Annotated in this window: 18 protein-coding genes; 7 read left to right on the top strand and 11 right to left on the bottom strand. The window is 49.7% G+C overall.

Annotation, left to right across the window (positions count from 1 at the left end):
* Window positions 1–45 precede the first annotated feature (45 nt).
* The 3 genes from BIT28_RS19000 to BIT28_RS19010 form a co-directional block, all read right to left on the bottom strand.
* A complete protein-coding gene (locus BIT28_RS19000) occupies window positions 46–1,269 on the bottom strand; it encodes a coiled-coil domain-containing protein (RefSeq protein ID WP_075766511.1) in 1,224 nt (407 codons plus the stop codon).
* A 200-nt stretch (window positions 1,270–1,469) separates the two neighbouring features.
* Window positions 1,470–2,195, bottom strand: coding sequence for an oxygen-insensitive NADPH nitroreductase (nfsA, locus tag BIT28_RS19005; protein WP_075766512.1), 726 nt, complete (start codon window positions 2,193–2,195; stop codon window positions 1,470–1,472).
* A 106-nt stretch (window positions 2,196–2,301) separates the two neighbouring features.
* The gene (locus BIT28_RS19010) at window positions 2,302–3,504 is read right to left on the bottom strand and encodes an iron-containing alcohol dehydrogenase (protein WP_075766513.1); all 1,203 of its coding nucleotides are present in this window, start codon (window positions 3,502–3,504) and stop codon (window positions 2,302–2,304) included.
* Between the two features lie 276 nt (window positions 3,505–3,780).
* Between BIT28_RS19010 and BIT28_RS19015 the strand changes: the two genes are divergently transcribed.
* From BIT28_RS19015 to BIT28_RS19030, 4 genes are all read left to right on the top strand, one after another.
* On the top strand, window positions 3,781–4,044 hold the full coding sequence (locus BIT28_RS19015) for a GrxA family glutaredoxin (protein WP_075766514.1): 264 nt from the start codon (window positions 3,781–3,783) through the stop codon (window positions 4,042–4,044).
* Between the two features lie 156 nt (window positions 4,045–4,200).
* Entirely contained in the window at window positions 4,201–5,883 is a 1,683-nt protein-coding gene (locus BIT28_RS19020; RefSeq protein WP_075766515.1) for an aspartate:alanine antiporter, read from the top strand.
* Between the two features lie 213 nt (window positions 5,884–6,096).
* Window positions 6,097–6,771 (top strand): response regulator, encoded by a 675-nt coding sequence (locus BIT28_RS19025; RefSeq protein WP_075766516.1) that lies wholly within the window; start codon window positions 6,097–6,099, stop codon window positions 6,769–6,771.
* Window positions 6,768–8,111, top strand: coding sequence for an ATP-binding protein (locus BIT28_RS19030; RefSeq protein ID WP_075766517.1), 1,344 nt, complete (start codon window positions 6,768–6,770; stop codon window positions 8,109–8,111). Before BIT28_RS19025 ends, BIT28_RS19030 begins: the two co-directional genes overlap by 4 nt.
* 82 nt (window positions 8,112–8,193) lie before the next feature.
* On the opposite strand, the gene fabV is transcribed toward BIT28_RS19030, so the two are convergent.
* From fabV to BIT28_RS19050, 4 genes are all read right to left on the bottom strand, one after another.
* On the bottom strand, window positions 8,194–9,396 hold the full coding sequence (fabV, locus tag BIT28_RS19035; protein WP_075766518.1) for an enoyl-ACP reductase FabV: 1,203 nt from the start codon (window positions 9,394–9,396) through the stop codon (window positions 8,194–8,196).
* Window positions 9,397–9,698: 302 nt separating this feature from the next.
* Entirely contained in the window at window positions 9,699–11,975 is a 2,277-nt protein-coding gene (locus tag BIT28_RS19040; protein WP_075766519.1) for an acyl-CoA dehydrogenase, read from the bottom strand.
* Window positions 11,976–12,021: 46 nt separating this feature from the next.
* Window positions 12,022–12,696: a TetR family transcriptional repressor PsrA gene (gene psrA, locus BIT28_RS19045; RefSeq protein ID WP_075766520.1), complete on the bottom strand. Its 675-nt coding sequence runs from the start codon at window positions 12,694–12,696 to the stop codon at window positions 12,022–12,024.
* Between the two features lie 2,063 nt (window positions 12,697–14,759).
* Window positions 14,760–15,638: an SDR family oxidoreductase gene (locus BIT28_RS19050; protein ID WP_245823779.1), complete on the bottom strand. Its 879-nt coding sequence runs from the start codon at window positions 15,636–15,638 to the stop codon at window positions 14,760–14,762.
* 286 nt (window positions 15,639–15,924) lie between these two features.
* Between BIT28_RS19050 and BIT28_RS19055 the strand changes: the two genes are divergently transcribed.
* Complete coding sequence (locus BIT28_RS19055; protein ID WP_075766522.1) at window positions 15,925–16,779, top strand: MurR/RpiR family transcriptional regulator; 855 nt, start codon at window positions 15,925–15,927, stop codon at window positions 16,777–16,779.
* A gap of 419 nt (window positions 16,780–17,198) precedes the next feature.
* Window positions 17,199–18,644, top strand: coding sequence for a pyruvate kinase (gene pyk / locus BIT28_RS19060; protein ID WP_075766523.1), 1,446 nt, complete (start codon window positions 17,199–17,201; stop codon window positions 18,642–18,644).
* 129 nt (window positions 18,645–18,773) lie between these two features.
* Here pyk and rimJ read toward each other — a convergent pair whose 3' ends face one another.
* The gene (gene rimJ, locus BIT28_RS19065; RefSeq protein WP_075766524.1) at window positions 18,774–19,358 is read right to left on the bottom strand and encodes a ribosomal protein S5-alanine N-acetyltransferase; all 585 of its coding nucleotides are present in this window, start codon (window positions 19,356–19,358) and stop codon (window positions 18,774–18,776) included.
* Window positions 19,359–19,561: 203 nt separating this feature from the next.
* Between rimJ and BIT28_RS19070 the strand changes: the two genes are divergently transcribed.
* Complete coding sequence (locus BIT28_RS19070) at window positions 19,562–20,047, top strand: methylated-DNA--[protein]-cysteine S-methyltransferase (protein WP_075766525.1); 486 nt, start codon at window positions 19,562–19,564, stop codon at window positions 20,045–20,047.
* Between the two features lie 51 nt (window positions 20,048–20,098).
* Here BIT28_RS19070 and tyrR read toward each other — a convergent pair whose 3' ends face one another.
* The 3 genes from tyrR to BIT28_RS19085 form a co-directional block, all read right to left on the bottom strand.
* Window positions 20,099–21,634, bottom strand: coding sequence for a transcriptional regulator TyrR (tyrR, locus tag BIT28_RS19075; protein WP_075766526.1), 1,536 nt, complete (start codon window positions 21,632–21,634; stop codon window positions 20,099–20,101).
* A 240-nt stretch (window positions 21,635–21,874) separates the two neighbouring features.
* Window positions 21,875–22,906: a YcjF family protein gene (locus BIT28_RS19080; protein WP_075766527.1), complete on the bottom strand. Its 1,032-nt coding sequence runs from the start codon at window positions 22,904–22,906 to the stop codon at window positions 21,875–21,877.
* Window positions 22,903–24,300 (bottom strand): YcjX family GTP-binding protein, encoded by a 1,398-nt coding sequence (locus tag BIT28_RS19085; protein ID WP_075766528.1) that lies wholly within the window; start codon window positions 24,298–24,300, stop codon window positions 22,903–22,905. The genes BIT28_RS19080 and BIT28_RS19085 overlap by 4 nt, the downstream gene beginning before the upstream one ends.
* Window positions 24,301–24,379: the final 79 nt, after the last annotated feature.

Genomic DNA, 24,379 nt, shown 5'->3' on the forward strand with positions numbered 1-24,379 from the left:
CTAACGTGCCTTATGCTTCAGACACAACGACCGATATCTCGTGTATTACTGACTGACTGTACGCCCCGACTTCAGCCTCTCCGGTACATCTTCAGTTGAAGTATTCAGCTCCAGAGAGCCTGTTCCTGCTGCAAGCTGCTCAGCATTGGCTGCCGGCAAGCTGTCGGGGTTACCCATGAGACGTGCCTTAAGCTGCTTAATCTGTTTCTGCTGAGCGGTCACCAATGCCGTTAGGGCGGCAAGCTGCTCATCATCTTTCTGAACACCACCAGCCTTTTGCGAAGCGGCATATAACTGACTTGCATTCGTCACCTCGCCCTTAATCTGCTCGGCCTGTTTCTTTAGCGACTGATCCCTCAGATCACTGCCATTGAGTGCCATGGATATTTGCAACAGCTTGGTCTCGATATCAAGGATAAAGTTCTCGTATTCATCTTTGCTTCGATCACGAAGTGCTTTTACTTCCAGTGCTATATGCTTGGCATGGGCAAGTTCGAACTGAATTTCAGAAACAATTCGCTTTATATCATCAAAGGCTCTGGGGGCTCGTTCAATCAGCTCCTTACTTTTCAAAATCTCCGCCTCGACTCTGGCATAACTCACAGGCGCATAATATTTAACATCTTCACGCCGCAGCTTTCGCAGCGCATCTTCCTGGGGAGAAATATAGATCTTCTTAATTGTCCGTATTTCCAAACTATGCGCACGCTCTAGAAATTCTTCCTGCTCTTCTTTGGCATCGCTTAATTCACTGTTTTCCACCAAGCGGAATAACTTGGCGTAAAACCGGGTCAGCCTGACATACTCACTGCGATAATACTGACGGGCATCGATCGAGTTCAAATAATCCAGCTGAGTGATTGCAGGCTCGAGAACATCATCCGCCACACGTTTTAAGTGCTCGAGTTCCTTTAAGGTCTGCTCCAGCACGATGACCTCTTCATAAAAGCGATCAAGGTAGGTCGATGATGAAAACAGCGAATAGCTTTTGGATGCCATCTCTGGCGAGTCTTTAAATTCCTGGAAAATTGAATCCGCCTTTTCCCAGCTCGACATCATTAAGGCATATTTATCGGGTGAATAGACTTTCAGCTGTTCGGTGCCCTCCAGCTTTTTTAGCCAGATCTGGTGCGCTTTCAGGGCTCCCTGAAAGAGATTTTCGGTATGTATCTGAGATGAAACTCCTTCTCCACCCTCTGGTGTGCTTTGGCAAGCACTCAGTAAAGCGGCCAGGCATATAATACAGGCCGCTTTCCCAAATTGTTTCATATCTCATTCCGCTGTTAAAATTTGCAAAGCACAATATTGATTAAATCGACCAACAGATAATAAATAATCACTCTCGGCGATTGGCTGCGACATCCCCAGCCAACGCCAAAAAGTGTGGCTGAATGGATCGATCAGCACCTAAGCATATACGCTAATTAGTATATTGGACTCAAATTGAGTCTTTTAGTTCTATCTTGTTATTATTTAACACTAAAGCCTTTAGTATTGATAAATTCCTTCATAAATGGTCGAGCTTCTTTATTCAAGGTTGCCGTAATTTGCTCAGACCACGAAGTCTCTTTGTTACCACCAGTACGGGTTCGATAATACTCACGTACCTCATTGTCATAATGCGCCAGCTGTACGCTATCAAGCTCGGCCTGATAGCTATTTTGGTGAACAATCATTGATTGAGGCAATCTAGGCTTCAATTCTGGATGTTGTGCCGGATATCCCAAGCATAATCCAAATAATGGGATCACGTGGTGCGGAAGTGACAATAATTTCGAAACGCCTTCAGGATTGTTACGAATTCCGCCTATATACACCCCGCCTAACCCCAGAGACTCGGCTGCCACCATGGCATTTTGCGCCATCAGCGCGGCATCCACCGCGCCAATCAGAGTCTGCTCCGTAAACCCCAGTTGCGCCTCGGGATGAATTTGCTGATGACGCTGGAAGTCAGCGCAAAACACCAAAAACTCGGCTGCCGAGGCAACATAGGGCTGACCACCGGCAAATTCGACCAATTGCTCGCGTTTGTCAGTTTCGGTAATCCGAACAATACTGACACACTGAATGAAACTAGACGATGAGGCCGCAATCGCACAGTCAAGAATTGCCGATAACTGCTGAGCAGAAATAGCCTGCTCCGTAAACTTACGGATTGAACGGTGCTGGAGAATAGTCTCGATGGTCTGATTCATGGATATCCTTATCACACTTGAGATTATTTAAAATTGCTGCGCAATGTAACACAAATTCACCGTCTCTATCATTAAGCTTCTGTCAAGATGGAACCAAGTCTGCCGGTTAATTATCCAACTTGTCAGCAGAATCAAGTTCAGGTGACCGCTTGTTGGGACAACAGTTACATATTTGCTCTAGGATGCTTAATAGGCGCTCCTTATTTAATGGTAGCGGATTGCCTTTGATCGCATTCGATAACAGCGCATCTTCGGCAACGTCATTGAACATGACATCGCACAGACCGTATTCCGAAATTGGGGGGAGATTCAACCGTTTCAGGGTACGCTTGGTCCACAAAATGCCGTCGATGATTTCGGCATTCATCCTCCCCGTCAGGATACACGCAAGCTGACGATAACGGTTGAGTACATCTGCCCTGCCGGCTTCTCTGGCTGCCAGTACATTTTCCTGCATCACGTAGGGAGACAACTGAGCGGTGATCAAGCCATGGGGCGCATTAAGACGCCCACCAAGTGCAGAGGCAAGCCCGTGGGCAGCACCCAGTTTGGCGTTTGCCAATGCCATTCCGCCCAGCATGGCCGCAAACGACATATCAGCACGAGCGCGTGGATCATCATCCTCGCTGGCCGCAAGGATCGCCCCGGACAGGCGCCGCAGCCCTTCTTCACACACCATATCGGTCAACGGGTTAGGCTCTCCGCACACATAGGCTTCCATCAAGTGACTGAAGGCATCCATCCCGCAACAACCCGACATAACCGGATCCATCCCATAGGTAAGCGTCGGGTCGACTATCGCCAGATCAGCCAGCATCTCCGGGCTTCGCAGGCTGACCTTGACGTTTTCCTGGGCCGACCGGAGCACCGCATTCTTGCTGACTTCCGAGCCGGTTCCGGCAGTGGTCGGAACCGCAATAAACGGAATGGGTTTGGCCTGCAACGGTACGTTTCGCCCGACTACCTCGACATAATCATAAACGCTGCCCTGGTTCGGGATCATCGCCGCCAGCGCCTTACCGGCATCCAGCACACTACCACCACCAATCGCCAGCACCATATCCGGTCGGAACTTCCGTCCCATCGCGGCCATTTCTTCGATCATGGCTATCAGAGGCTCGCCATGAACAGCAACCTGCTGATAGCGCATATTTTGCTGCTTGAGATAACTAATCACAGGATCGGCCCGCTGGCTGTCTCTGCCGGTCACCAGCAAGACGCTATAGCCAAACTGATTGAGCGAGGACAGTGAATTATTCAGGGCTCCTTCTCCGAATATGATCCGAGTAGACGTCATAAACTGGAACATAGGCACTCCATTACACTATTGAATTATTTCATTATCATCGAGTGTGCCCGCTAGACGGAGTGCAATGTTGATTCTGAGCAACATTTTGCCGAGAACGTGGTACTTGTCAGCCATAATCACTACCTCATCACACTTCGTTCGATTCCGCCTTTTTCACCCTTGCTAGCGAAAACTCGCTATCAATCGGTTTTATCTATCACAGCAAGAGATAAATCCCACTTTCTCATCACATCCAGTCACGATATAGTTACCGCATCAGAATAAAGGAGAGAGATTATGTTCGTTGTTATTTTCGGTCGTCCGGGCTGCCCATTCTGTGTTCGTGCCAAAGAGCTGGCAGACACGCTGAAAGAAGATCGTGAAGACTTCAACTACCGTTATGTCGACATCCACGCCGAGGGCATCAGCAAGGCTGATCTTGAAAAAACAGTCGGAAAACCAGTAGAAACCGTTCCTCAGATCTTCATCGACCAGGAACATGTCGGCGGCTGCACTGAATTTGAAGCATACGCAAAAGAAAACTTGGGTCTTTTCCAGTAAAACCTAGTTTTAACAAACACTTAAAAAAGGCTGACTATTCAGCCTTTTTTTGTGATTTATTGTGCTGATATGCGATTTTTCAGTATAACCGTCGCCTAAAATCAGCTAGAATTCCACCACTCTTGTTGCTGTCTTTCTTCACCGGAAAATGTTGTTGTGAACATTGATGTAGCCGCCCTTCTCCATCAGAATGATATTCTGTTGCTTTTTGTTGTACTCGCCGTTGGTCTCAGTGTCGGAAAACTCCGAATCGCCAACCTTCAAATCGGTAATTCCATCGGTGTGCTGCTCACGGCATTACTCTTTGGCAATGCCGGGTTTACGTTCAATGCCGAGTCCCTGAATATCGGCTTTATGCTGTTTATTTTCTGCGTCGGTATCGAAGCCGGGCCGAACTTTTTCGGCATCTTCTTCCGCGACGGCAAGCATTATCTAATGCTGACACTGGTCGTGCTGCTTTCAGCGATTGCCATCACCATGAGCATGGCTAACTACCTCAATCTTGAGCTGGGATTAGCCACCGGTTTGATGGCCGGATCTCTGACAGCCACCCCGGTCCTGGTAGGTGCGAAAGACGCGCTAAATAGCGGCCTGTCAGGCATTATCGACAGCAACATGATCAAGCATATGGTTGATAGCCTCAGCGTCGGCTATGCCATGTCCTATCTGGTTGGTCTGGTGAGCCTTATCGTACTGGCCAAGCTGATGCCGAAACTTCAGAAGCAAAATCTGGCCGAATCTTCACAGCAAATCGCCCGTGAACGCGGCATTGGCGAAGTCGGCCAGCGCAAGGTCTATCTGCCGATTATCCGTGCCTACCGGGCCGGTCCTGAGCTGATTAACTGGATTGACGGCCGTAACCTGCGTGAGCTGGGTATTTACCGCCAAACAGGTTGTTATATCGAGCGGGTTCGCCGTAACGGTATCCTGGCCAACCCTGACGGCGATGCCATTTTGCAAGAGGGCGATGAAATCGCCCTTGTCGGCTACCCGGACAGCCATGCCCGTCTGGATCCCAGCTTTCGAAACGGGAAAGAGGTCTTTGACCGTGACCTGCTCGATCTGCGGATTGTCGAAGAAGAGATCGTGGTTAAAAATGACAGCATTGCCGGCAAGCGCTTGTCTGATCTGAACCTGTCTGAATACGGCTGTTTCCTGAACCGCGTCGTTCGCGCCCAGATCGAAATGCCAATGGACCACAATATTCTGCTCGACAAAGGGGATATCCTGCAGGTCAGCGGTGAGAAAAGTCGGGTACTCGGCCTGGCAGAACGTATCGGTTTTATCTCGGTACACAGCCAGATTGCCGATCTGCTTGCCTTCTGCTGCTTCTTCATCATTGGCTTGTTGGTAGGAACTATCACCATGACCTTTGGCCAGATTGCATTCGGCCTGGGTAGCGCAGCCGGCCTGCTGGTCGCCGGTATCACCCTGGGTTTCCTGAGGGCCAACCACCCGACTTTCGGCTATGTTCCGCAAGGCGCACTGAACATGACCAAAGATCTCGGCCTCATGGTATTTATGGTGGGTATCGGTCTGAGTGCCGGCTCCAACCTGTTCGAATCACTGGCCCAGGTCGGCCTGGCCGTATTTGCGACCAGTTTGATGGTTAGCGTGATCCCGGTCGTACTGGCCTACCTGTTCGGTGCCTATATCCTGAAGATGAACCGGGCATTGCTGTTTGGTGCCATCATCGGTGCCCGTACCTGTGCCCCTGCCATGGATATGATCAACGAGCATGCCCGCAGTACCATTCCGGCCCTTGGTTATGCCGGCACCTATGCTATTGCCAACGTACTGCTGACCATAGCCGGTACCCTCATCATCATCCTCGGCTAGACTGATACAACAGTCCCAGACACTGACTCGCAATCTCTGAATTATGATTGACGAGTCAGCGTCTATTCAGTCCTCTTACCTATAGTGATACCAATACAAGCATTTTTAAGCGAATAGTGCGGTTTGAGCACACATTTCATCAGCCCGATATTCGCCAGTCCCTTTTGTATTCAGTATATTGAATTAATACTTTTATTTTTGGTAATCAGAATTATGCGTATCCTTATCGTCGAAGATGACCCAATTCTCAGTCATCACCTAAAATCTCAGCTCAGTGAACTAGGCCACCAGGTACAATGTGCAGGCACTGCAGAGGAAGGCCTGTTCTTTGCCCAAAATTACCCCAATGACGTTGCGATCGTTGATATTGGCCTGCCGGATCGCGACGGCATCAGCCTGATCAAAGATATCCGCAAAAAAGGACTTCGGTTACCGATACTGATCCTGACAGCCCGCTCGAACTGGCAAGACAAAGTGACCGGCCTTGAAGCAGGCGCCGATGACTACCTGGTCAAGCCATTCCAGAAAGAGGAAATGGTTGCTCGCCTAAGTGCCCTGGTTCGCCGCAGCGCCGGGTTTGTTAAGCCCGAGATGACTGCTGGTGAAATCCGCGTCGATTTGCTGGCCAAGCAAGTGTTCATCGGCGAGACCCAGCTAGAGCTGACCGCCTTTGAATATGATCTGCTGGAGTACCTGATGCGCCACAGCCGTCAAGTGGTATCTAAGCAGCGCCTGCTTGATGTACTTTATGAAGATCAGGAAGGCGATCCGAACACCATTGAGGTGATGATCAGCCGCCTGCGCAAGAAATTCACCACCAACGGTCAGGAGAACCCAATCTCGACGATCCGTGGCCAGGGCTATATTTTCGAGTTGCAAGCTCAATGAGTCAGATCCTGAAGCCAAGACTACGCCGCCGGGTACTGGTTACCTCGGTGGCAATCATTGTCCTGATCACCTCGGCACTGGCTGGCGTGATCAATCAGCTCTACAGCCAGAGTTACATGGCTGCCTATTCGTCGGAACTGGTGGCGCAGATGCCGATGGTGGTAGCCCAGCTCAACCGGGCAGGTCTTATCAAGGATGTTGATAAATGGATTGATTCTGTCGATCCTTCCGATACAGACTACATGTCCGTCGTCTGTGATATGAAAGATCATACGATCTGGCTGTCTGACGAGGCCAAGGAAGCCAACATCGGCAACATCTGTAGCGAGCTGCCGGATGATATTCCGGTACCGACCTTAATCGAAACGGCGAATGACGAGAGCTATATTGCCTACAACATGAGCCGGGACCGTGAAGGCGGTAATATCTACCAGCTGGTTGTGTTGCGTTCGGGCGAGTCCTACCAGTCATCACTGAACCAGTTGCACAAGCGCACCACCTTTTACCTCGGGCTGTTTGTCCTGATTGCGATTGCTTTTCTGATTGCGGCCTTTCACTGGAGCTTCCAGCCACTGCGGAAACTGGCGGCACAGCTGGATCAGATGACCGAAGCCAAGCGGAACAAGCTTGATGATGATTTTCCGATGGAGCTTCAGGACGTTACTCTGGCGCTAAACCGACTTATCCAGATCAGTAACGACCAAAAGGGCCGCTACCGTCATGCGATGGACGATCTGGCCCACAGCCTAAAAACACGACTGGCCGCCACCAATGCCCTGCTGGATGACAAGGACATCGCCCGTCCCGATCTCAACCAGCGGATCATGGAGCAAATCAGCCAGATGGATGAACTGGTTCAGTACCAGCTCAAACGCGCCATGATGGGCCAGCAAGGCCTGCAAAAAGATCAAACCGAGCTAAAGCCAGCCGTAGACAGCTTCAGCCGTTTGCTAAGCAAAGTCTACAACGATAAGAACGTGAATCTCAGATACTTTTTCGATCTTAAGCTCAAGTTGCCGATCAACCGTACCGACCTGATGGAGCTGCTAGGCAATCTGCTCGAAAACGCTTACCGCTTCTGTATTAGTGAAGTGCGGGTATGTGTCGATGAACATAATGATTGCTATATGATCCGGATTGAAGATGACGGCCCGGGTGTGTGCGAAGAGATGCGCGAGGCGATTTTCCAGCGTGGAGTCCGCGCCGACCAGCTCAACCCCGGTCAGGGCATCGGCTTGTCAGTCTGCCACGAGATCGTCAAAAGCTATCAGGGCACAATCCATGTCGAAACAGCCAGCATCGAGGGCGCGGCATTTGTGATTCGCATACCCAAGCACTAAGCCTGTTCTTTAGCTAATCCAATAAAAAAACCGCCCTCGGGCGGTTTTTGTCTTTCTGGTGTTACCGGCTAAGGTAGCTTGATTAGATATTCTCTACATCAAACTCAACCAGCGGGTTTACATCTGCATCGTAGTCTACAGACTCAATACCGAAACCGAACAGCTTCAGGAATTCATCTTTGTATTCCTGATAATCCGCAACCTCAAACAGGTTTTCGTTCGTTACATTTGGCCACAGATCACGGCAGTGCTTCTGGATATCTTCACGCAATTCCCAGTCATCCAGACGCAGACGATTTTCTGCATCAACTTCTGGTGCTGTACCGTCAGCCTTGTATAAACGCTGAGTAAACATACGGTGGATCTGCTCCATGCAGCCCTCGTGTACGCCTTCTTCACGCATTTTCTTAAATACCATGGCGATATACAGTGGCATTACCGGAATGGCAGAGCTTGCCTGAGTGACGACACTCTTCAGTACAGCAACATTTGCCGCGCCGCCAGTTGCAGACAGCTTGTTGTTAAGCTCTGTCGCTGCTCGGTCTAGGTCCATTTTCGCCTGACCCAGCGCACCGTGCCAATAAATTGGCCAAGTGATCTCAGTACCAATGTAGCTGTAGGCAACAGTTTTACAGCCGTCAGCCAGTACACCAGCTTCTGACAATGCATTAATCCACAGTTCCCAGTCCTGGCCGCCCATTACGGTTACTGTGTCAGCCACTTCCTGCTCGTTCGCAGGCTCAATGCTCGCTTCAATCAGCACGTCTTTGTTTGTATCAACGGCTGTTGCAGTGTAAGTATCGCCCATAGGTTTCAGGGTAGAGCGAACCACTTCACCGGTTTCCGGCATCTTACGCACTGGAGACGCCAGTGAGTAAACCACCATATCAATCTGACCAAGATCTTCTTTAATCAGATCAATAACTTTTTGTTTTGCTTCGTGAGAGAAAGCATCGCCGTTCAGGCTTTTCGAGTAAAGGCCTTCTTCTTTGGCTAACTTGTCGAATGCAGCTGAGTTGTACCAACCTGCTGTACCTGGCTTTTTCTCTGTACCTGGTTTTTCAAAGAACACACCAATGGTCGCCGCACCGCCGCCAAATGCTGCAGCAATACGAGAAGACAGGCCGTAGCCGCTTGAAGACCCCACAACAAGTACACGCTTTGGTGCATCAGCAATTGGGCCCTGAGCCTTGGTGTAAGCAATCTGCTCTTTTACGTTCTCTTCACAACCCACCGGGTGAGTTGTTGTACAAATAAATCCACGAATTTTAGGTTTGATGATCATTTTCAACTTCCCTTACATAGTTGACTGTAGGATAAAAGGTTAATGACAAATTCGCATTAAATTTATGAGCGTAAACGCTAAAAAGGGTAGTGGTTGGAGGTGTTGATCACCACTTTTCGACTCATGCTGCCGATTTTTTCACCAAACTTTATTCTCTGTAGTCGTCGAAAAAGTGAAAAAAGAAGGGAGGAAGTTCGTCATGCTATTGCGGGAGATCGGAAAACTGCAGATAAAAAAGTGCCACGCAATTGCGTGGCACATGGGAGACACCAGGTTTATCGTTCGTTAGAGAGCAATCGCTCTTAGGCAGCCTTTCCCGGTTGCAAACTACCTTTTTTAAACTGAGCAGCAGCAAAGTGATCAACCTGAATCGCTTTCTGTCTTAGCTGGTCAGCATTGTGCATTTTTTCGACATCCTGATCTGTGACGATCCCCGCACTCAAGGCAATTTGTAATTTCTCTGTTAACGAAACCTTGCGCGGGATCTCACCAGACTTGGTTGCCTTGGCCAATTTACGCTCAATATCCTTTACACCGTGCATGGCAATAAAGGCACGTTCCATAATCGCTACGGGATCGTTTTCTTTCTCACCGACATAGCACATATGGGTCAAGCGTTCACGGTGTGCGCCGGGAGTCATTAACAGCTCGGCAATCTTCACTGTAATCTCATCTTTCGGCGCCTGGTAGCGAATCCCCAGCGGGAACAACAAAGTGCGTAGCAGGCGACCAACGCCCTTACGCGGGAAGTTGCTCAGCACTTCGTCAAAGGCCACACCGCATTGGTGCAGACAATGCTGCAACGCGTAATGTACCATCGGCAAATCATCCTGCTGACGACCTTCGTCTTCGAACCGCTTCAACGTTGCCGAAGCCAAATATAAATGGCTAAGCACATCGCCCAATCGCGCCGATACCAGCTCGCGCCGTTTCAGCTCACCGCCCAGGCTCAGCATGGCAAAATCAGCGGCAACGGCCAGTGCCCGGCTCATCCGCGACAAGTGACGGTAGTAAACCGCCGTTTCACCGCTGACCGGTGATCGGTTAAATCGGGAACCGCTGAAAGCGTTAAGCAGGGATTTCGACACATTACCAATTGCAAAACCGATATGCTTCGACAGCAACGTATCGAACTCTTTAGCTCCCTGTTCGGCATCCGGGTTAGCCGCAGCCTCCATTTCGCTCAGGACATACGGATGGCATCGGGTTGCTCCCTGACCGAAGATCATCAGGTTGCGTGTCAGGATATTTGCCCCTTCAACCGTAATTGCCACCGGCATGCCGAAATAATGATGGCCCAGGTAGTTCATCGGCCCCAGCTGAATTGCCCGCCCGGCATGGATATCCATGGCATCGTTAAGGATTGTCCTGGCCATTTCAGTCATGTGGTACTTGGCTATCGCAGTGACGATACCCGGTTTTTCCCCCATATCCAGCGAACTGGTTGTCAGGGTACGGGACGCTTCGAGCATATAGGTATAGCCACCGATACGGCCCATGGCTTGGGCAACCCCTTCAAAGTTACCAATCGACATACCGAACTGCTTGCGCACATAGGCGTACGCCCCGGTTGTTTTAGCCGTCAGGTGACCAACTGCAGTCCCCAGTGCCGGTAATGAAATACCGCGACCAGCCGACAGACATTCCACCAGCATTCGCCAGCCGCGTCCGACATAATCCTGACCGCCAATGACCCAATCCATCGGGATAAAAACATCCTCTCCGCGAGTCGGGCCATTCATAAAGGCAAGATTCAGGGGATCATGGCGCTCACCGATTTCGACTCCCGGGTGATCTGCAGGGATCAGCGCACAGGTAATACCGATATCAGTCTTGTTGCCAATCAGGCCATCCGGATCGTGAAGCTTGAAGGCAAGTCCGAGCACGGTAGCAACAGGCGCTAAGGTAATGTAGCGTTTGTTCCAGCTCACACGGATACCCAGCACTTCCTCGCCTTGATATTCGCCATAACAGACCACTCCCTTATCAGGGATACCGCCGGCATCAGAACCCGCTTCCGGTCCGGTGAGGGCAAAACATGGAATATCATCACCGTGGGCAAGACGTGGCAACCAGTAGTCTTTCTGATCCTTAGTACCGTAATGAGACAGCAGTTCACCTGGCCCGAGCGAGTTCGGCACCATGACACACACCGCGGCACTCAGGCTACGAGTCGCGATACTGGTAACAATTGTTGAGTTGGCGTGGGCGGAAAAATTCAACCCACCGTACTCTTTACCAATAATTAATGAGAAGAACTTTTCTTTACGCAAGTATTCCCAGACGTCAGGCGGCAAGTCTCGGTCTTCCTGAACAATCTGGTAGTCATCAAGCATATCAAGCAGGGTTTTCAGCTTGGTGTCGATAAAAGCCTGCTCTTCATCGCTGAGCGATGGCTTCGGGTAGTTCAGCAACGTATTCCAGTTGGGAGAACCGCTGAATAGCTCCCCATCCCACCATACGCTTCCGGCCTCCATGGCCTCGCGTTCGGTATCAGATAGTGGCGGCAGTACTTTCTTAAACATCTTAAATGCGGGATCACTGAGGTAGCGTTTTCGCATGTTGGTTAACGTGCTCATGTTTCAGGTCCTTTTGTCTCATTTGTCGTTATTGGTTTTATGTCACTTATCGTGTTCCTGTCGGCTCTTCTTGCACAAGCAAGAGCGGTTGTTCAATGGGTGCAGCAACGCCGGCAGCCAGATAAGGCACCAGTCGTTCAATCAAGTCTTCAGTCGTTACCGTGCGGGAGAAGTCACTTTCGGCAATTTCGCACAAGGCGGTTGTCGAGGCCATGGTGAAAACAGAAGCTCCCAGGGTGAAATGCAATCGCCAGAATAAGGTTTCGGGATCCAAAGAGGGGTTGGCGCGGCATACTGCCGTGGTAAACAATTGCAGCACGTCTTCATAGCGGGTAAGAATGAACCAGCGTAGGTGTCCCTGAACATCGGTATACCCCCGGCCGATAAGAGACATGAAGATTGTTGCGCCTTTCTGACGGTACTCGTTCAGGTTGATCAACGGTGTTTTCACGCAACGAAAGACATCTTCCATTGAAAAATCATCACGTGTCAGCAGCACTTCCAGCTCGGCTTTCAGGGCAGGCATAAACTCTTCCAGATAACGGCTCAGCACCGCTCTGACCAAGGTTTTCTTATCACCGTAATGATAATTTACCGAAGCCAGGTTAACACCTGCCTTGCTGGTTATGGTACGCAATGACGTTTCCTTGAAGCCATGTTCAGCAAACAACAGCTCTGCCGCATCAAGGATACGGCTCTTGGTTTCTCCTTTTCCCGCCATTTTCATTCACCTGTATTAAACACATGTTTAAACTTTACATCTCATTAATATTTTTAACAAGACACAAATAAATTCGAATGAGTCATTTGGGGCTCAAACCCCACGTGAATCGGCCAGTCTGTGACGCTGATCGCCAATTTTTGTAGAATGAGAAAAGAGAAGTACCACACCCATCCAGGTTAAATACTTGTTAAATCAACAACTAATAGACTACCAGAATGTTGAAGGCATAATTACTTGGGCAGCAGAGAAAAAATAATGAGAAAAAATGCCATTTGACGGGAACAAAAAAACAGATCGTGGGTCATATATTATGCCACTGCTTTTTCTTAGAAGACTTTCTTCAAAGCCCGTCCCCTAATGGAGATGGGCTTTCTTTATTCTGGCAGCCGATCACCATAACCGAACTGAACGTTCAGAGGCTACAACCTAATTTCCCTCCCCCCCATCACTGCTAGAAATGAGCACAACACAGCTCCGCCCCACCTTGTGACCTAGAAACCTTATATATGGAAACCTTGGTAGCTAGTAACATCGCTCCTTCCCACAGTTTCTCAGCCTGTCACTCCGCGATGTAAAAAACTTCAAATCAGACACTTATAAAAAAATGATAGATTTTTCGAAATTTAAGGAACCAACGCAAAAATGATCAGTCATATATAGTGACATTGAGATTAAAGACACCTTATTTTGTTAGCTGGCCGCCAAGCAAGCCTTCTTTCTTTAATCTAAAAATGCCACTGCTGCTAAACTCCTAATTGTGTAAATAGAGCCTTTGCCCGCTGACTTTCAGCGGGCTTTTTTTATACATCGTGATATATACCCAAGCTACCTCAAGATGCTCGTTTCAGCGAGAATTACTTGGGTTGTGGCCGTGCCGCGCAGGCTAGGCATCGATTAGAAAATCTAGTGGCTCTAAATTAATAATCGGTAACAACGCATAGAAGCCCCTATCTACTTAAAAGAACTGGAACTCGCCCTTTGGGAGTGAGCCAGTTGGTTCGGCATTCCGACGCCCATTTCTGTGTCAAATAACGTTGAAAGGGAATACATTCCTACCGTCATTTTCCTTGAACCGGCTCGCTGGTCTCACTCTGAATCCTGCATCTTGAGGTAGCTTGGGTATAAAACTGGCATCGTTGCAGTTATGCTCCCGGCAAACACTGTACTGCTCTTAACTACTACTATTCCCGGTTGCTATTGAGTTTTAGCTCTATTAAAAAACAAAAAAATTAATCTTTTTTTGAACCATTCCTTTTTATGCCAGTCATAACTAATGACATTCACATTAATGGAGAGTTAACCAACACTTTTCATTAATCAACAATGCCACTGCTGCTAAACTCCTAATTGTGTTAAGGATTTAACCCGCTGAATTTTCAGCGGGCTTTTTTTTGCTTATTGAGCAAGCTTGAAATACGACCATCGTTCTCACTTTTTACCCACTTCTTGCAATTAAGACAGAAGCTAGCCTGATATGTATTAATAATCACGCTAGCAATTACATCTGAGCAAATTCAATTCTGACCATAAATCACACTAACTGTAAGTAAATAAAGCGCTTATAGGAAGCCGATACTTTTTTTTGATTTTTTTTGAACCTTACTGAATTGGCACAGTCATATTAAGTAAGATTAATGTTATCGGCTCTGTATATGTAAGGTCATATCTCAAGCTGGTAATTATTGATTGCCACTGCTGCTTAAACTCCTATTCATATAATGGAATGTTGCGCTGAGCCTTTTCTCAGCGCTTTTTTTTTGCGTAATTTCTAGTATACCCAAGCCACCTCAAGATGCAGGATTCAGAGTGAGACCAGCGAGCCGGTTCAAGGAAAGTAACGGTAGGAATGGTAGTCCCTTTCAACGTTATTTGACACAGAAATGGGCACGCTGGCTCACTCCCAATGGGCGAGTTTACTTGGCTTCTATGCGTTGTTACCGATTATTAATTTAGAGCTACTAGATTTTCAAATCGGTGCCTAGCCTACAAGCCAAGTAATTCTCGCTGAAACGAGCATCTTGAGGTAGCTTGGGTATAAATCACGCCAACACTATGTTGCATCAGTCGTACTCGGGACTCATCGCCATCAGATCGGGATGTGTCACCTCTAGCCCTAATACAGCGAATGTCTGCTCTGCGTTGATCTCCTTTCCCTGCACTACAACCGAAGGTGCAAAATCAGGCAAAGGCAAACCTGCCAGCATCGCCATTTTGGTATAATAGGCTTGCCGGGAAGGATGACTCGGCGCAGCCAGATGCAACACTGGCTGAGTTGGCCAGCACGCAATTGCGCAGCTGATTGCCTGGATACAATCATCAAGATGCACCAGATTCACAGGCTCAGCACCATTAGCCAACGCTGTGCGGCCTGACAGGAATTTCACCGGATGACGATCCGGACCAATCAAGCCCGCAAGCCGTAGGACAACAACCTCTTCCCCCCACTGCTCATGAAGCCACTGTTCAAGTAACCGGTGCGCCTTGCCGCTCGCAGTGTCCGGCACAGGTGCCGTAGATTCCGTAATCTCTCCTGCTACGCTGCCATAAACGGAGGTTGTACTGATGAATACTATCCGCTTGCAGCCATATGCCTGAGCGGCAGCCGACAAGCTTTTTATCTTCGCTACAAATGCAGCATCTGCGTCTTCGCCCCGACCGGGCGGTACATTGATAACTAATACGTCTGTATTGAAAAAGTCAGCATATTGACCCTGTCTTCCATCACAGCTTTCAGCCTGTGGGTTTTCGATCGGAAGCGATAATTCAACACCATGAATGCCTGCTGCTGCGAGCTGGCTAATCCGGTTCCGATCCCGGCTGCTACCATATGTCTCATAGCCAATTTGGACCAAATGCTTTGCCAGAGGCAATCCGAGCCACCCGCAGCCGCATATACTCACCCTCATCATCGTTCCCTCTTCAAATGCAACAAAAGACATAAAATAACTACGGTTATTTATTTCGATCTGTAAATTAATTCCTTACAAATGAAAATAAACAACACAAATCCCCGCATAATTCGCGCATAACAGGCATTTTGCTAAAAAAATTTTTCAGAACTGAAAGGAAAAATTCGATCCCTGTCAAACTATAATAAAAAGTAAAAGCTATATTCATCGATTTGCTAGGAGCATATCCATAAAAAGTAGTATAGTTTCACCAAATTGGCTTCGTGAACCCATGAAGGCCTCTAATGAAATTCAGTAACGAAGCGCGGTAATCGCTATGAATACCCTAGAGAAAATTCAAAAGAACTTAGATAACTTCAGCAAATCCGAACGTAAGGTTGCTGAAGTAATCATCGCGTCACCACAGACAGCGATTCACTCCAGTATTGCGACACTGGCCAAAATGGCTGATGTCAGTGAGCCTACCGTGAACCGTTTTTGCCGTCGCCTTGATACCAAAGGTTTTCCGGACTTTAAACTGCACCTCGCACAAAGCCTTGCAAACGGAACACCTTACGTTAATCGTAACGTTGAAGAAGACGACGGGCCAGACGCCTATACATCGAAAATTTTTGAATCAACCATGGCTTGCCTGGATGTTGCCAAAAATAGCCTTGATCCGATGCAGGTTAACCGTGCCGTTGACTTGCTGACCCAAGCGAAGAAAATTTCTTTCTTCGGGCTCGGCGCCTCGGCTTCTGTTGCCCACGATGCCCAGAATAAGTTCTTCCGCTTTAACATTCCTATCGTCTGTTTCGATGATATTGTTATGCAACGCATGAGTGTAATCAACTGCACTGACGGCGATGTGGTTGTGATGATTTCGCATACCGGTCGCACAAAGAGCCTGGTAGAAATCGCGCGTATGGCACGTGAGAACGGTGCAACAGTAATTGGTATTACAGCCAAAGACTCGCCACTGGATCGTGAGTGCTCGCTCTCTATCTGTCTTGATGTACCGGAAGATACTGACATCTACATGCCAATGGCTAGCCGAGTGGTTCAGATGACTGTCATTGATGTGCTGGCGACCGGCTTTACTCTACGCCGAGGCGCCGGATTTCGCGAAAACCTCAAGCGAGTGAAAGAGTCCCTGAAGGACTCACGTTTCTCGAAAGAAGGCATCGCGTAACGGCTGCATAACTCCACCAGCCTGCATACCCTAAAAGCATGAGCCGAAACCGGCTCATGCTTTTTTATTCATCCTGCTCCCCAGAAAACCAGCACGTCCTTCAACTCAACGAGCAACACACTACACTTATTACAGTTCAGCAATCCCCCCGTAAGCCCGTGTGAATGGCATCAGTTCACGCCAAAACGGCCTAACTGGTAATTCTTACGGCCCCGGGAAGCAAACACAACAACTTGAATGACAATGAAAATTTATTCATAAACTTTTCATCTTGACTTGGTAGTTTCTTACAAATACTTGATTGAGAACAGCGCCGTAAAGCGCTATCGTGTAGTAAAGTTTCATCCACATTCAATGTGGCTTGATTATCTAAAAATCATCGTTTCATTGTCTTCCACAACATAAAGATGGAGTTTCCAATGTCTGAAAGGCTAAGACGTACAAAAATCGTGACGACCCTGGGTCCTGCGACTGATCGCGATAACAATCTAGAGAAAATTATCGCAGCCGGTGCCAACGTCGTTCGAATGAACTTCTCGCATGGTAGTCCTGAGGATCATATCCAGCGGACTAAAACTGTACGTGAAATTGCCGCGAAGCTTGGTAAACATGTCGCGATCCTTGGCGATCTTCAAGGTCCGAAAATCCGGGTTTCTACTTTCAAAGATGACAAAATCGAGCTGGCCATCGGCGATGCTTTTACCCTCGACAGCGACCTGCCAAAAGGCGAAGGCAATCAGCAAGCCGTTGGTCTGGACTATAAGGAATTACCCAAGGACGTTATCCCGGGCGATATCCTGCTCCTTGACGATGGCCGTGTTCAACTACGAGTGACAACCGTAGATGGTAACAAAGTTCATACCGAGGTAACTGTAGGCGGTCCGTTGTCCAACAACAAGGGCATCAACAAAAAAGGCGGCGGTCTGTCTGCCGAGGCGCTGACCGACAAAGACAAAGCCGATATCGTAACCGCTGCGGCAATGAAAGTTGACTATCTGGCCGTTTCTTTCCCGCGCAACGGCGAAGACATGAAATACGCCCGCCTGCTGGCGACTGAGGCAGGTCTGGAAGCGAAACTGGTGGCCAAGGTGGAACGTGCCGAGTCCGTTGCGACTACCGAGGCAATGGATGACATCATCATGGCTTCCGATGCCGTAATGGTTGCACGTGGTGATCTCGGTGTAGAGATTGGCGACCCGGAACTTGTCGGCGTCCAGAAGAAACTGATCCGCCGCGCTCGCAGCCTGAACCGTACTGTGATCACAGCCACACAGATGATGGAGTCAATGATCACCAGTCCTATGCCAACACGTGCAGAGGTCATGGACGTAGCGAACGCCGTGCTTGACGGGACAGATGCGGTAATGTTGTCAGCCGAAACCGCAGCAGGCCAATACCCGGAAGAAACTGTCAAGGCAATGGCAAGCGTGTGTGTCGGTGCCGAGAAAGAGCCAAGTATTAACGTGTCTAACCATCGCCTGGCCCGTACGTTTGCCTCGTCGGAAGAAACCATTGCCATGTCTACCATGTATGCAGCCAACCACATGGAAGGTGTCAAGGCGATGATTACCATGACGGAATCAGGCCGTACACCGCTGATGATGTCACGTATATCATCTGGTTTGCCTATCTATGCTATGTCACGCAACGAAAGCACGCTAAACCGCTCTGCCCTATACCGAGGTGTTACCCCGATCTATTTCGATCGTGACAGCGATGCCGGACTGGCGGCTGCAAAACATGCCATCGCGGTACTGAAAGAGCAAAACTACCTGACAGAAGGCGATCTGGTCATCATCACTCAAGGTGACGAAATGGATATTGTTGGCTCGACCAACAACATGCGTATTCTGACAGTAGAATAAACTCTGCCAACCGTGTTCGCCCCCTCCCCTTTATGGGGAGGGAACAGGACCACACGCACGCGATAGCTGTATGTGGTCCCCACCCTTTCAGATAATGAAACCAGGTGGGATTATTCCTGTCGCAAGCGGTTACTGCTTAGGCGGGATCCAGTTGGGGTTAATGCGCGAGGTCAGAACATGGTCTTCCCAACGGCCATTAATCAACAAGTAGTCCTTCGCCTCACCTTCTTTTCTAAAGCCGGCAGCATCGAGCACCGCAGCACTTTTTTGATTCCTCGGCATATAGGCAGCCATGACCCGATGGAAATGCTGCTGCTCGAACATCCACTCCACCGTTGCCTCAAGCGTTTTCCGCATTATTCCTTGCCCCTGGCAGCGCTCATCAAGTGAGTAGCCGACATGGCAGGCAAAGAACGGATGTCTGACCAAATTGCTGTAGTTGATCACTCCGCAGATATCATCAGACCCCGGTTTCACGATAATAAAATAATAAGCCAGTTTGTGCTTATGTAGCTCCGCAAGCTGACCGAGGCGCTTATCCCAGCCTGCCTCGGTGAAGAAAGCCTCCTCGCGTAGCGGCTCCCAAGGCTGCAGAAATGCCCTGTTCCTTTGATAGTAGGCAGCAATCAAGGGAGCATCCCTGGTGGTGATAAGTCGTACCTTAAGCTCATCCACCGTGATGCTCGGAGAACGATTAATAATTGAATGAAACAACAGTACCTCACCTTAGATTAGGGCCCAATAATAAAACGTTACCACACGCATCGTGCCGACAACATACTTTTAGTCATTTCATAAATGAATGACCAGCATAACATTTTGCCCGCAAAGCCAACTTGTATACGGTTTTCTGAGCTATGATTGGATCAGCTAGCGCTTCCGCCAAGTAGTAATTCTTCAAATGACAGTGATTGATTATGTATTATGACTACCTTGATACGGTATTAGGAAAAATCTATTTACTTGCAGACAACCAGGGGCTCAGGCAACTAACAGTAGGGAGCGGTGGCTTTTGCCCTGATTCCAGCTGGGAACACAGTCCGGAATTCATGCAACAATTCACCTCCCAGCTCAAGGAATACCTTCAAGGACAACGCAAAACCTTCACCCTTTCCCTCGCCCCCCAAGGCACATCCTTTCAACAACAAGTCTGGCAAGCAATCACCGAAATCCCGTTTGGCACATGCCTCTCTTACCAGCAAATTGCCGATAAAATTCACCAACCCGCAGCGGTGCAGGCCATCGGCATGGCCAGGAACGTCAACCCGATCCCTATTATTATCCCCTGTCACCGGGTTCAGGGAGACAACCACCAGCAAACTAATTGCCGCTACGGTCAAGATATGACACTGCAGTTACTGGCACTCGAGTCGGGCAAGTTGACATTATTGCAGCCCATATAAGAAAAGGAGGCAAACGCCTCCTTTAATATTAAGTCGTTAAGGTATACCTAATTAGTGCTTGCCAATGCCGTATTCACGCAGTTTATTGGCAACAGCAGTATGCGAAACCCCCAGCCGTTTCGCCAGTTTACGGGTCGACGGATAGCTGCGGTAAAGATTGTTCAGGATCCCCGACTCATAGCGCTTCATGATCTCGTCCAAAGAGCCATCTAGCGTCTCGTCACTAATAACACTGGCCGTTTCGTTTTCCGGTAGCTGGACATCGTCCACAGTCACTTCGGTACCGTCGACCTGCGTCATGGCACGGAACAAAACATTTCGTAACTGCCTGATATTCCCCGGCCATGCATACTGGCTAAGGTATTGCGCCAGTTCATCCGAAATAACCGGCTTCGGCTGTTGCATCTCCTGTGCAAACTGGGCAAGAAACAGCTCGGCCAGCGAGACAATATCACCGGTACGCTCACGCAGCGGCGGCACGACAAGAGCCAGTACATTCAGGCGGTAATACAAATCTTCCCGGAACTCACCACTGGCAACCAAATCAGGCAACTTCTTCTGTGTCGAGCAAATTACCCGGACATCAACCTTCATTTCTTTTTCTTCGCCTACCCGGCGGAACGTGCCGTCCTGCAGGAAGCGAAGCAGCTTGATTTGCAGATGCGCCGACATTTCGCCCACTTCATACAGGAAAACGGTACCGCCGTCTGCCTGCTCGAATATCCCCTTCTTGCCCGGCTCTGTGGCACTGCCTGCAAAACCAAACAATTCGGTTTCGGCGGCGTTATCCGGCATCGAAACACAATTCACCAGCAAAAATGGTTTGTCACGTCTCAGAGAGCGACGGTGACAGGCGCGAGCCAGCATTTCCTTACCGGTGCCAGTTTCTCCCTGGATCAGCAAGGGAGCGTCCAGCAGTGATAGTTTCTTGGCCTGGGCAAGCAAATGCTTGAATCGAGAAGACTGTCCGACAAAGTGCTCAAAGCCGTTGTCGCTGCTGATCTCCCGCATCGCGACAGGCATTTTCGCTTCAGACAAAGACTTGAGCAGGATAACAGCGCTAGCCAGTACCTGCTTTTCACTTTCGTCGGCAACATACACCGGCATGATCTCCATCATGTAGTCCAGTCCGGAGAGCACGATCATTTCACTACGCTTGGCCGCCTCTTCTTTTTCCAACCAGCGATGGAAATTAAAGCCAAGCAGCGTCTGAATGCCTTCACCAAGAATGTCACCGCGAGTTTTGCCCATCAGCAACTCGGCAGCATCATTGGCAAGATCAACCTTACCTTGCAAGTTAATTGAGAAAAACGGATCAGGCAGGGTCTCCAGCAATGCCTTCAGCTCTTTGTGCTCGCGCTCGCTCGGCATAAACTGGATCTTGCGGACATCGGTCACACCGTCCAGCTGGCGGATTTGCGACATCAGCTGACTAAACTGCTCGAACTCGATCTCCGGGCAGTTGAGGTAGATAATCCCTATTCGATCAATTTCAATACCCCGTAAATCTATCTGCTGACTGGTCAGAATATCCAGTAGCTCGCGGGTCATACCAAGTCGGTCTTCACAATTGACTTGTAGCCTCATATCACACGCCTTCTCAATTACTTTTCTTACAAGGTGTCAGGAATTGTTGACACTGAAGAAGTGTGCGCCTTCACTGTAAACGAGTCAAGTTCGCAATGGTGCATGATGAGAGATTGGACAATAGCGGGAGGCGAGTTTGACCATTTAGTCGCCACATCGGCAATATATCTCGGGAAATATCCCGCAGTTAGGACAGGTTTAGCCATGCGGAAGGGCCCACATGGCTATCTACTTTACTGGTTACTTCGCGTCTTTCTGCTGACGAGTCAGGCGCAAAACCAAATCTTTGCGGATTTCACTTAATTTCGGCTGCTGATCAGGCTGCCAAGGCAGCGGTCGCATCAAGCTGATCGCTTTGAGGCCCAGGCGTCCGGTCAGCAGTCCGACACCGACACCTTGCGCAACCCGTGTCGACATCCGGCCGGCTAAATCCATCGACAACATATCCATACCGGTATCGGCAATCATCTCGCTGGCACCGGCAACGGCCATGTTGGCAAGTACCAACTTAACAAGCTTGATCCTCGACCAATACCCCAGCTCGACGCCATAGACAGCCGAGACCTGATCAATCAATTTGAAGTTCCGCCACGCCACCAGCAGCATATCGGCAACGGCCAGCGGGCTCACCGCCACCATCACCGCCGCCTCGCTGGCATATTTGGCCACCAGACGACGAGCCAGCTTATCCTGATGGGTCAGCACCATCTGATCATAAAGCTGCAACACCTCACGGTCGTTATGCGTCGCCGCCAGCGACTGCATCCAGCGATCGTAGCCGACATGGTCGTCGCGAATTGCACTCTGCCGAGCCAACTTGGTACAGAACGCCTTACCCTGACCAATGCTGTCAGCCTCCAGCAACGCTTCCGCCTGCTCCCGCTCAGACTGGCGGTTCTTCAGGCGGCGAAGCTTGAGCAACTCACTGCCAATAGCCGTAATACCGGTAGCGGCGACAGCAGCAATAATCGTGCTCCAGCCAAGTGCCAGCCAGTCGGCACTTTGATAGGCAGTGACCACATAGTCCAGCGTCTGCCAGCCAGCCATTGCCGCCGCGGCAACCAGGAGCCCCTTGAACCAGCGACCGCTTCGCTTGGGCTTGCTGGCAAGAGTCTGTGCCAACTGCTCCTCGACATCAGGCTCAGAGGCCGTGTCCGGCAAGAAAGCCTCATCCTCGGCAAACTGCTGCTGGGCAGTCAGCTCCTGCTCCGCTGTCGATGCCGCCTGTTCAGGCTCATCAAATAATATTTTCGCTTTATAAGGTTGAGTCATCGCAATTTATCTCCCAACAGATATTCCAGTGCTTTATCCATTCTGATGTGAGGCAAAGGCTCATCGCTCTGGATGTCCAACGGACGGAAATTAACAAAATCAAAACCATACTGCTGCCAGTAGGCGTCATTCGGCAAACGGCGCGGCACTTCCCCCGGAAACAGCATCTGTGCCTGTCCACTCAGAGTATGCCCCCGCAATGCAGGCACCTGCTGCCCCTGATGGGAGACAAATCCCGGCTCTGTGGCCTGAATCGACGACAAGCTCACACAGTCCATTTTGATCCCTTCAAACGACGCCGTCTGCCAGGCATCGTTGACTATCTGCTGGAGCAAGCTGACCAGGTTGGGATGCTGCTCCGGTGTAACGTGATCAGCCTTGGTCGCAGCAAACAGCACCTTGTCGATTCGCGGTGAAAACAGCCTGCGCAACAACGAACTGCGGCCGTACTTGAAGCTCTGCATCAGCTGATCCAACGCCTGGCGCATATCATTGAATGACTCCGGTCCGGCATTCAGTGGCTGCAGGCAATCAACCAGAATGATCTGGCGATCAAACTTGGAAAAGTGCTCGCGATAAAACGCTTTGACGACATGTTGCTGATAATACTTATAGCGGCTCTTTAGCATGCCGAAATTGCTATGCTCGTCAGCCTGCTGCAGTTGGGCCTCTGAATATTTATCGGCCCAGACAAACGGGAAGAACTGCAAAACCGGCGCACCGGCCAGCTCGCCGGGCAGCACAAACCGCCCCGGCTGTACCCAATGCAATCCCCCTTCGGCCTTGCACTTGTACAGGTATTCGGTAAAAACGGCTGACAGCCGCTCAATCAAGGCCTCGTCAGCCGGTGCCAGCGGGTCAAATTCTTCAGCCATCTCTAGCCAGCTTTGCGCCAGTTCGCTACGCTTGCCCTTTAACAGTTTAGCCTGCTGCTGCGACCAGCTAAGATAGTCCATCTCCAGCAGGGGCAGGTCCAGCAGCCACTCTCCCGGGTAATCGACAATATCCAGATACAGGGTCGCGGTATCCTGCAGCAGTTTCATTGGCCCCTTTTGCGGCTTGTAGCGCAATGCCAGCCGGGTCTGGCTGACATCCCGAGTGGGGTCCGGCCACACCGGCGGAGACTCCAGCAGCGCACTCATCCCTTCGTCATAACCAAACTTGGGGACGTGCATGTCTATCTGAGGTACTCGCTTGGCACCGAGCAAATGTCCTTCACGCACCGCTGAAAACAAAGGAAGCCTCGGATTGGTACTCACATGAAGCAACTGATTAACAAGCGACGTTATAAAAGCTGTCTTACCCGCACGAGACAATCCCGTCACCGCCAGACGCACGTGGCGATCCAGGCTGCGGTTCACTAACTTGTTTAACTCGTTACCAATTCGATTCATATTTCTTCCTAACTCATTACTCTATAAATAGAATACCAACCCCAAAATTAACCACCGATGAATACCTTCGTCCGGGTAG

It is taken from the genome of Photobacterium proteolyticum (genome assembly GCF_001939735.1).
Classification (GTDB): Bacteria; Pseudomonadota; Gammaproteobacteria; order Enterobacterales; family Vibrionaceae; genus Photobacterium; species Photobacterium proteolyticum.

Bases quoted from the DNA above. Each gene is read 5' to 3' on its own strand.
- BIT28_RS19070 (WP_075766525.1), top strand. From the start codon at position 19,562: ATGTATTATGACTACCTTGATACGGTATTAGGAAAAATCTATTTACTT.
- BIT28_RS19080 (WP_075766527.1), bottom strand. From the start codon at position 22,906: ATGACTCAACCTTATAAAGCGAAAATATTATTTGATGAGCCTGAACAG.
- BIT28_RS19030 (WP_075766517.1), top strand. From the start codon at position 6,768: ATGAGTCAGATCCTGAAGCCAAGACTACGCCGCCGGGTACTGGTTACC.
- BIT28_RS19055 (WP_075766522.1), top strand. From the start codon at position 15,925: ATGAATACCCTAGAGAAAATTCAAAAGAACTTAGATAACTTCAGCAAA.
- BIT28_RS19015 (WP_075766514.1), top strand. From the start codon at position 3,781: ATGTTCGTTGTTATTTTCGGTCGTCCGGGCTGCCCATTCTGTGTTCGT.
- BIT28_RS19000 (WP_075766511.1), bottom strand. From the start codon at position 1,269: ATGAAACAATTTGGGAAAGCGGCCTGTATTATATGCCTGGCCGCTTTA.
- tyrR (WP_075766526.1), bottom strand. From the start codon at position 21,634: ATGAGGCTACAAGTCAATTGTGAAGACCGACTTGGTATGACCCGCGAG.
- BIT28_RS19050 (WP_245823779.1), bottom strand. From the start codon at position 15,638: ATGTCTTTTGTTGCATTTGAAGAGGGAACGATGATGAGGGTGAGTATA.
- psrA (WP_075766520.1), bottom strand. From the start codon at position 12,696: ATGGCGGGAAAAGGAGAAACCAAGAGCCGTATCCTTGATGCGGCAGAG.
- BIT28_RS19040 (WP_075766519.1), bottom strand. From the start codon at position 11,975: ATGAGCACGTTAACCAACATGCGAAAACGCTACCTCAGTGATCCCGCA.
- nfsA (WP_075766512.1), bottom strand. From the start codon at position 2,195: ATGAATCAGACCATCGAGACTATTCTCCAGCACCGTTCAATCCGTAAG.
- BIT28_RS19025 (WP_075766516.1), top strand. From the start codon at position 6,097: ATGCGTATCCTTATCGTCGAAGATGACCCAATTCTCAGTCATCACCTA.
- fabV (WP_075766518.1), bottom strand. From the start codon at position 9,396: ATGATCATCAAACCTAAAATTCGTGGATTTATTTGTACAACAACTCAC.
- BIT28_RS19085 (WP_075766528.1), bottom strand. From the start codon at position 24,300: ATGAATCGAATTGGTAACGAGTTAAACAAGTTAGTGAACCGCAGCCTG.
- BIT28_RS19010 (WP_075766513.1), bottom strand. From the start codon at position 3,504: ATGTTCCAGTTTATGACGTCTACTCGGATCATATTCGGAGAAGGAGCC.
- pyk (WP_075766523.1), top strand. From the start codon at position 17,199: ATGTCTGAAAGGCTAAGACGTACAAAAATCGTGACGACCCTGGGTCCT.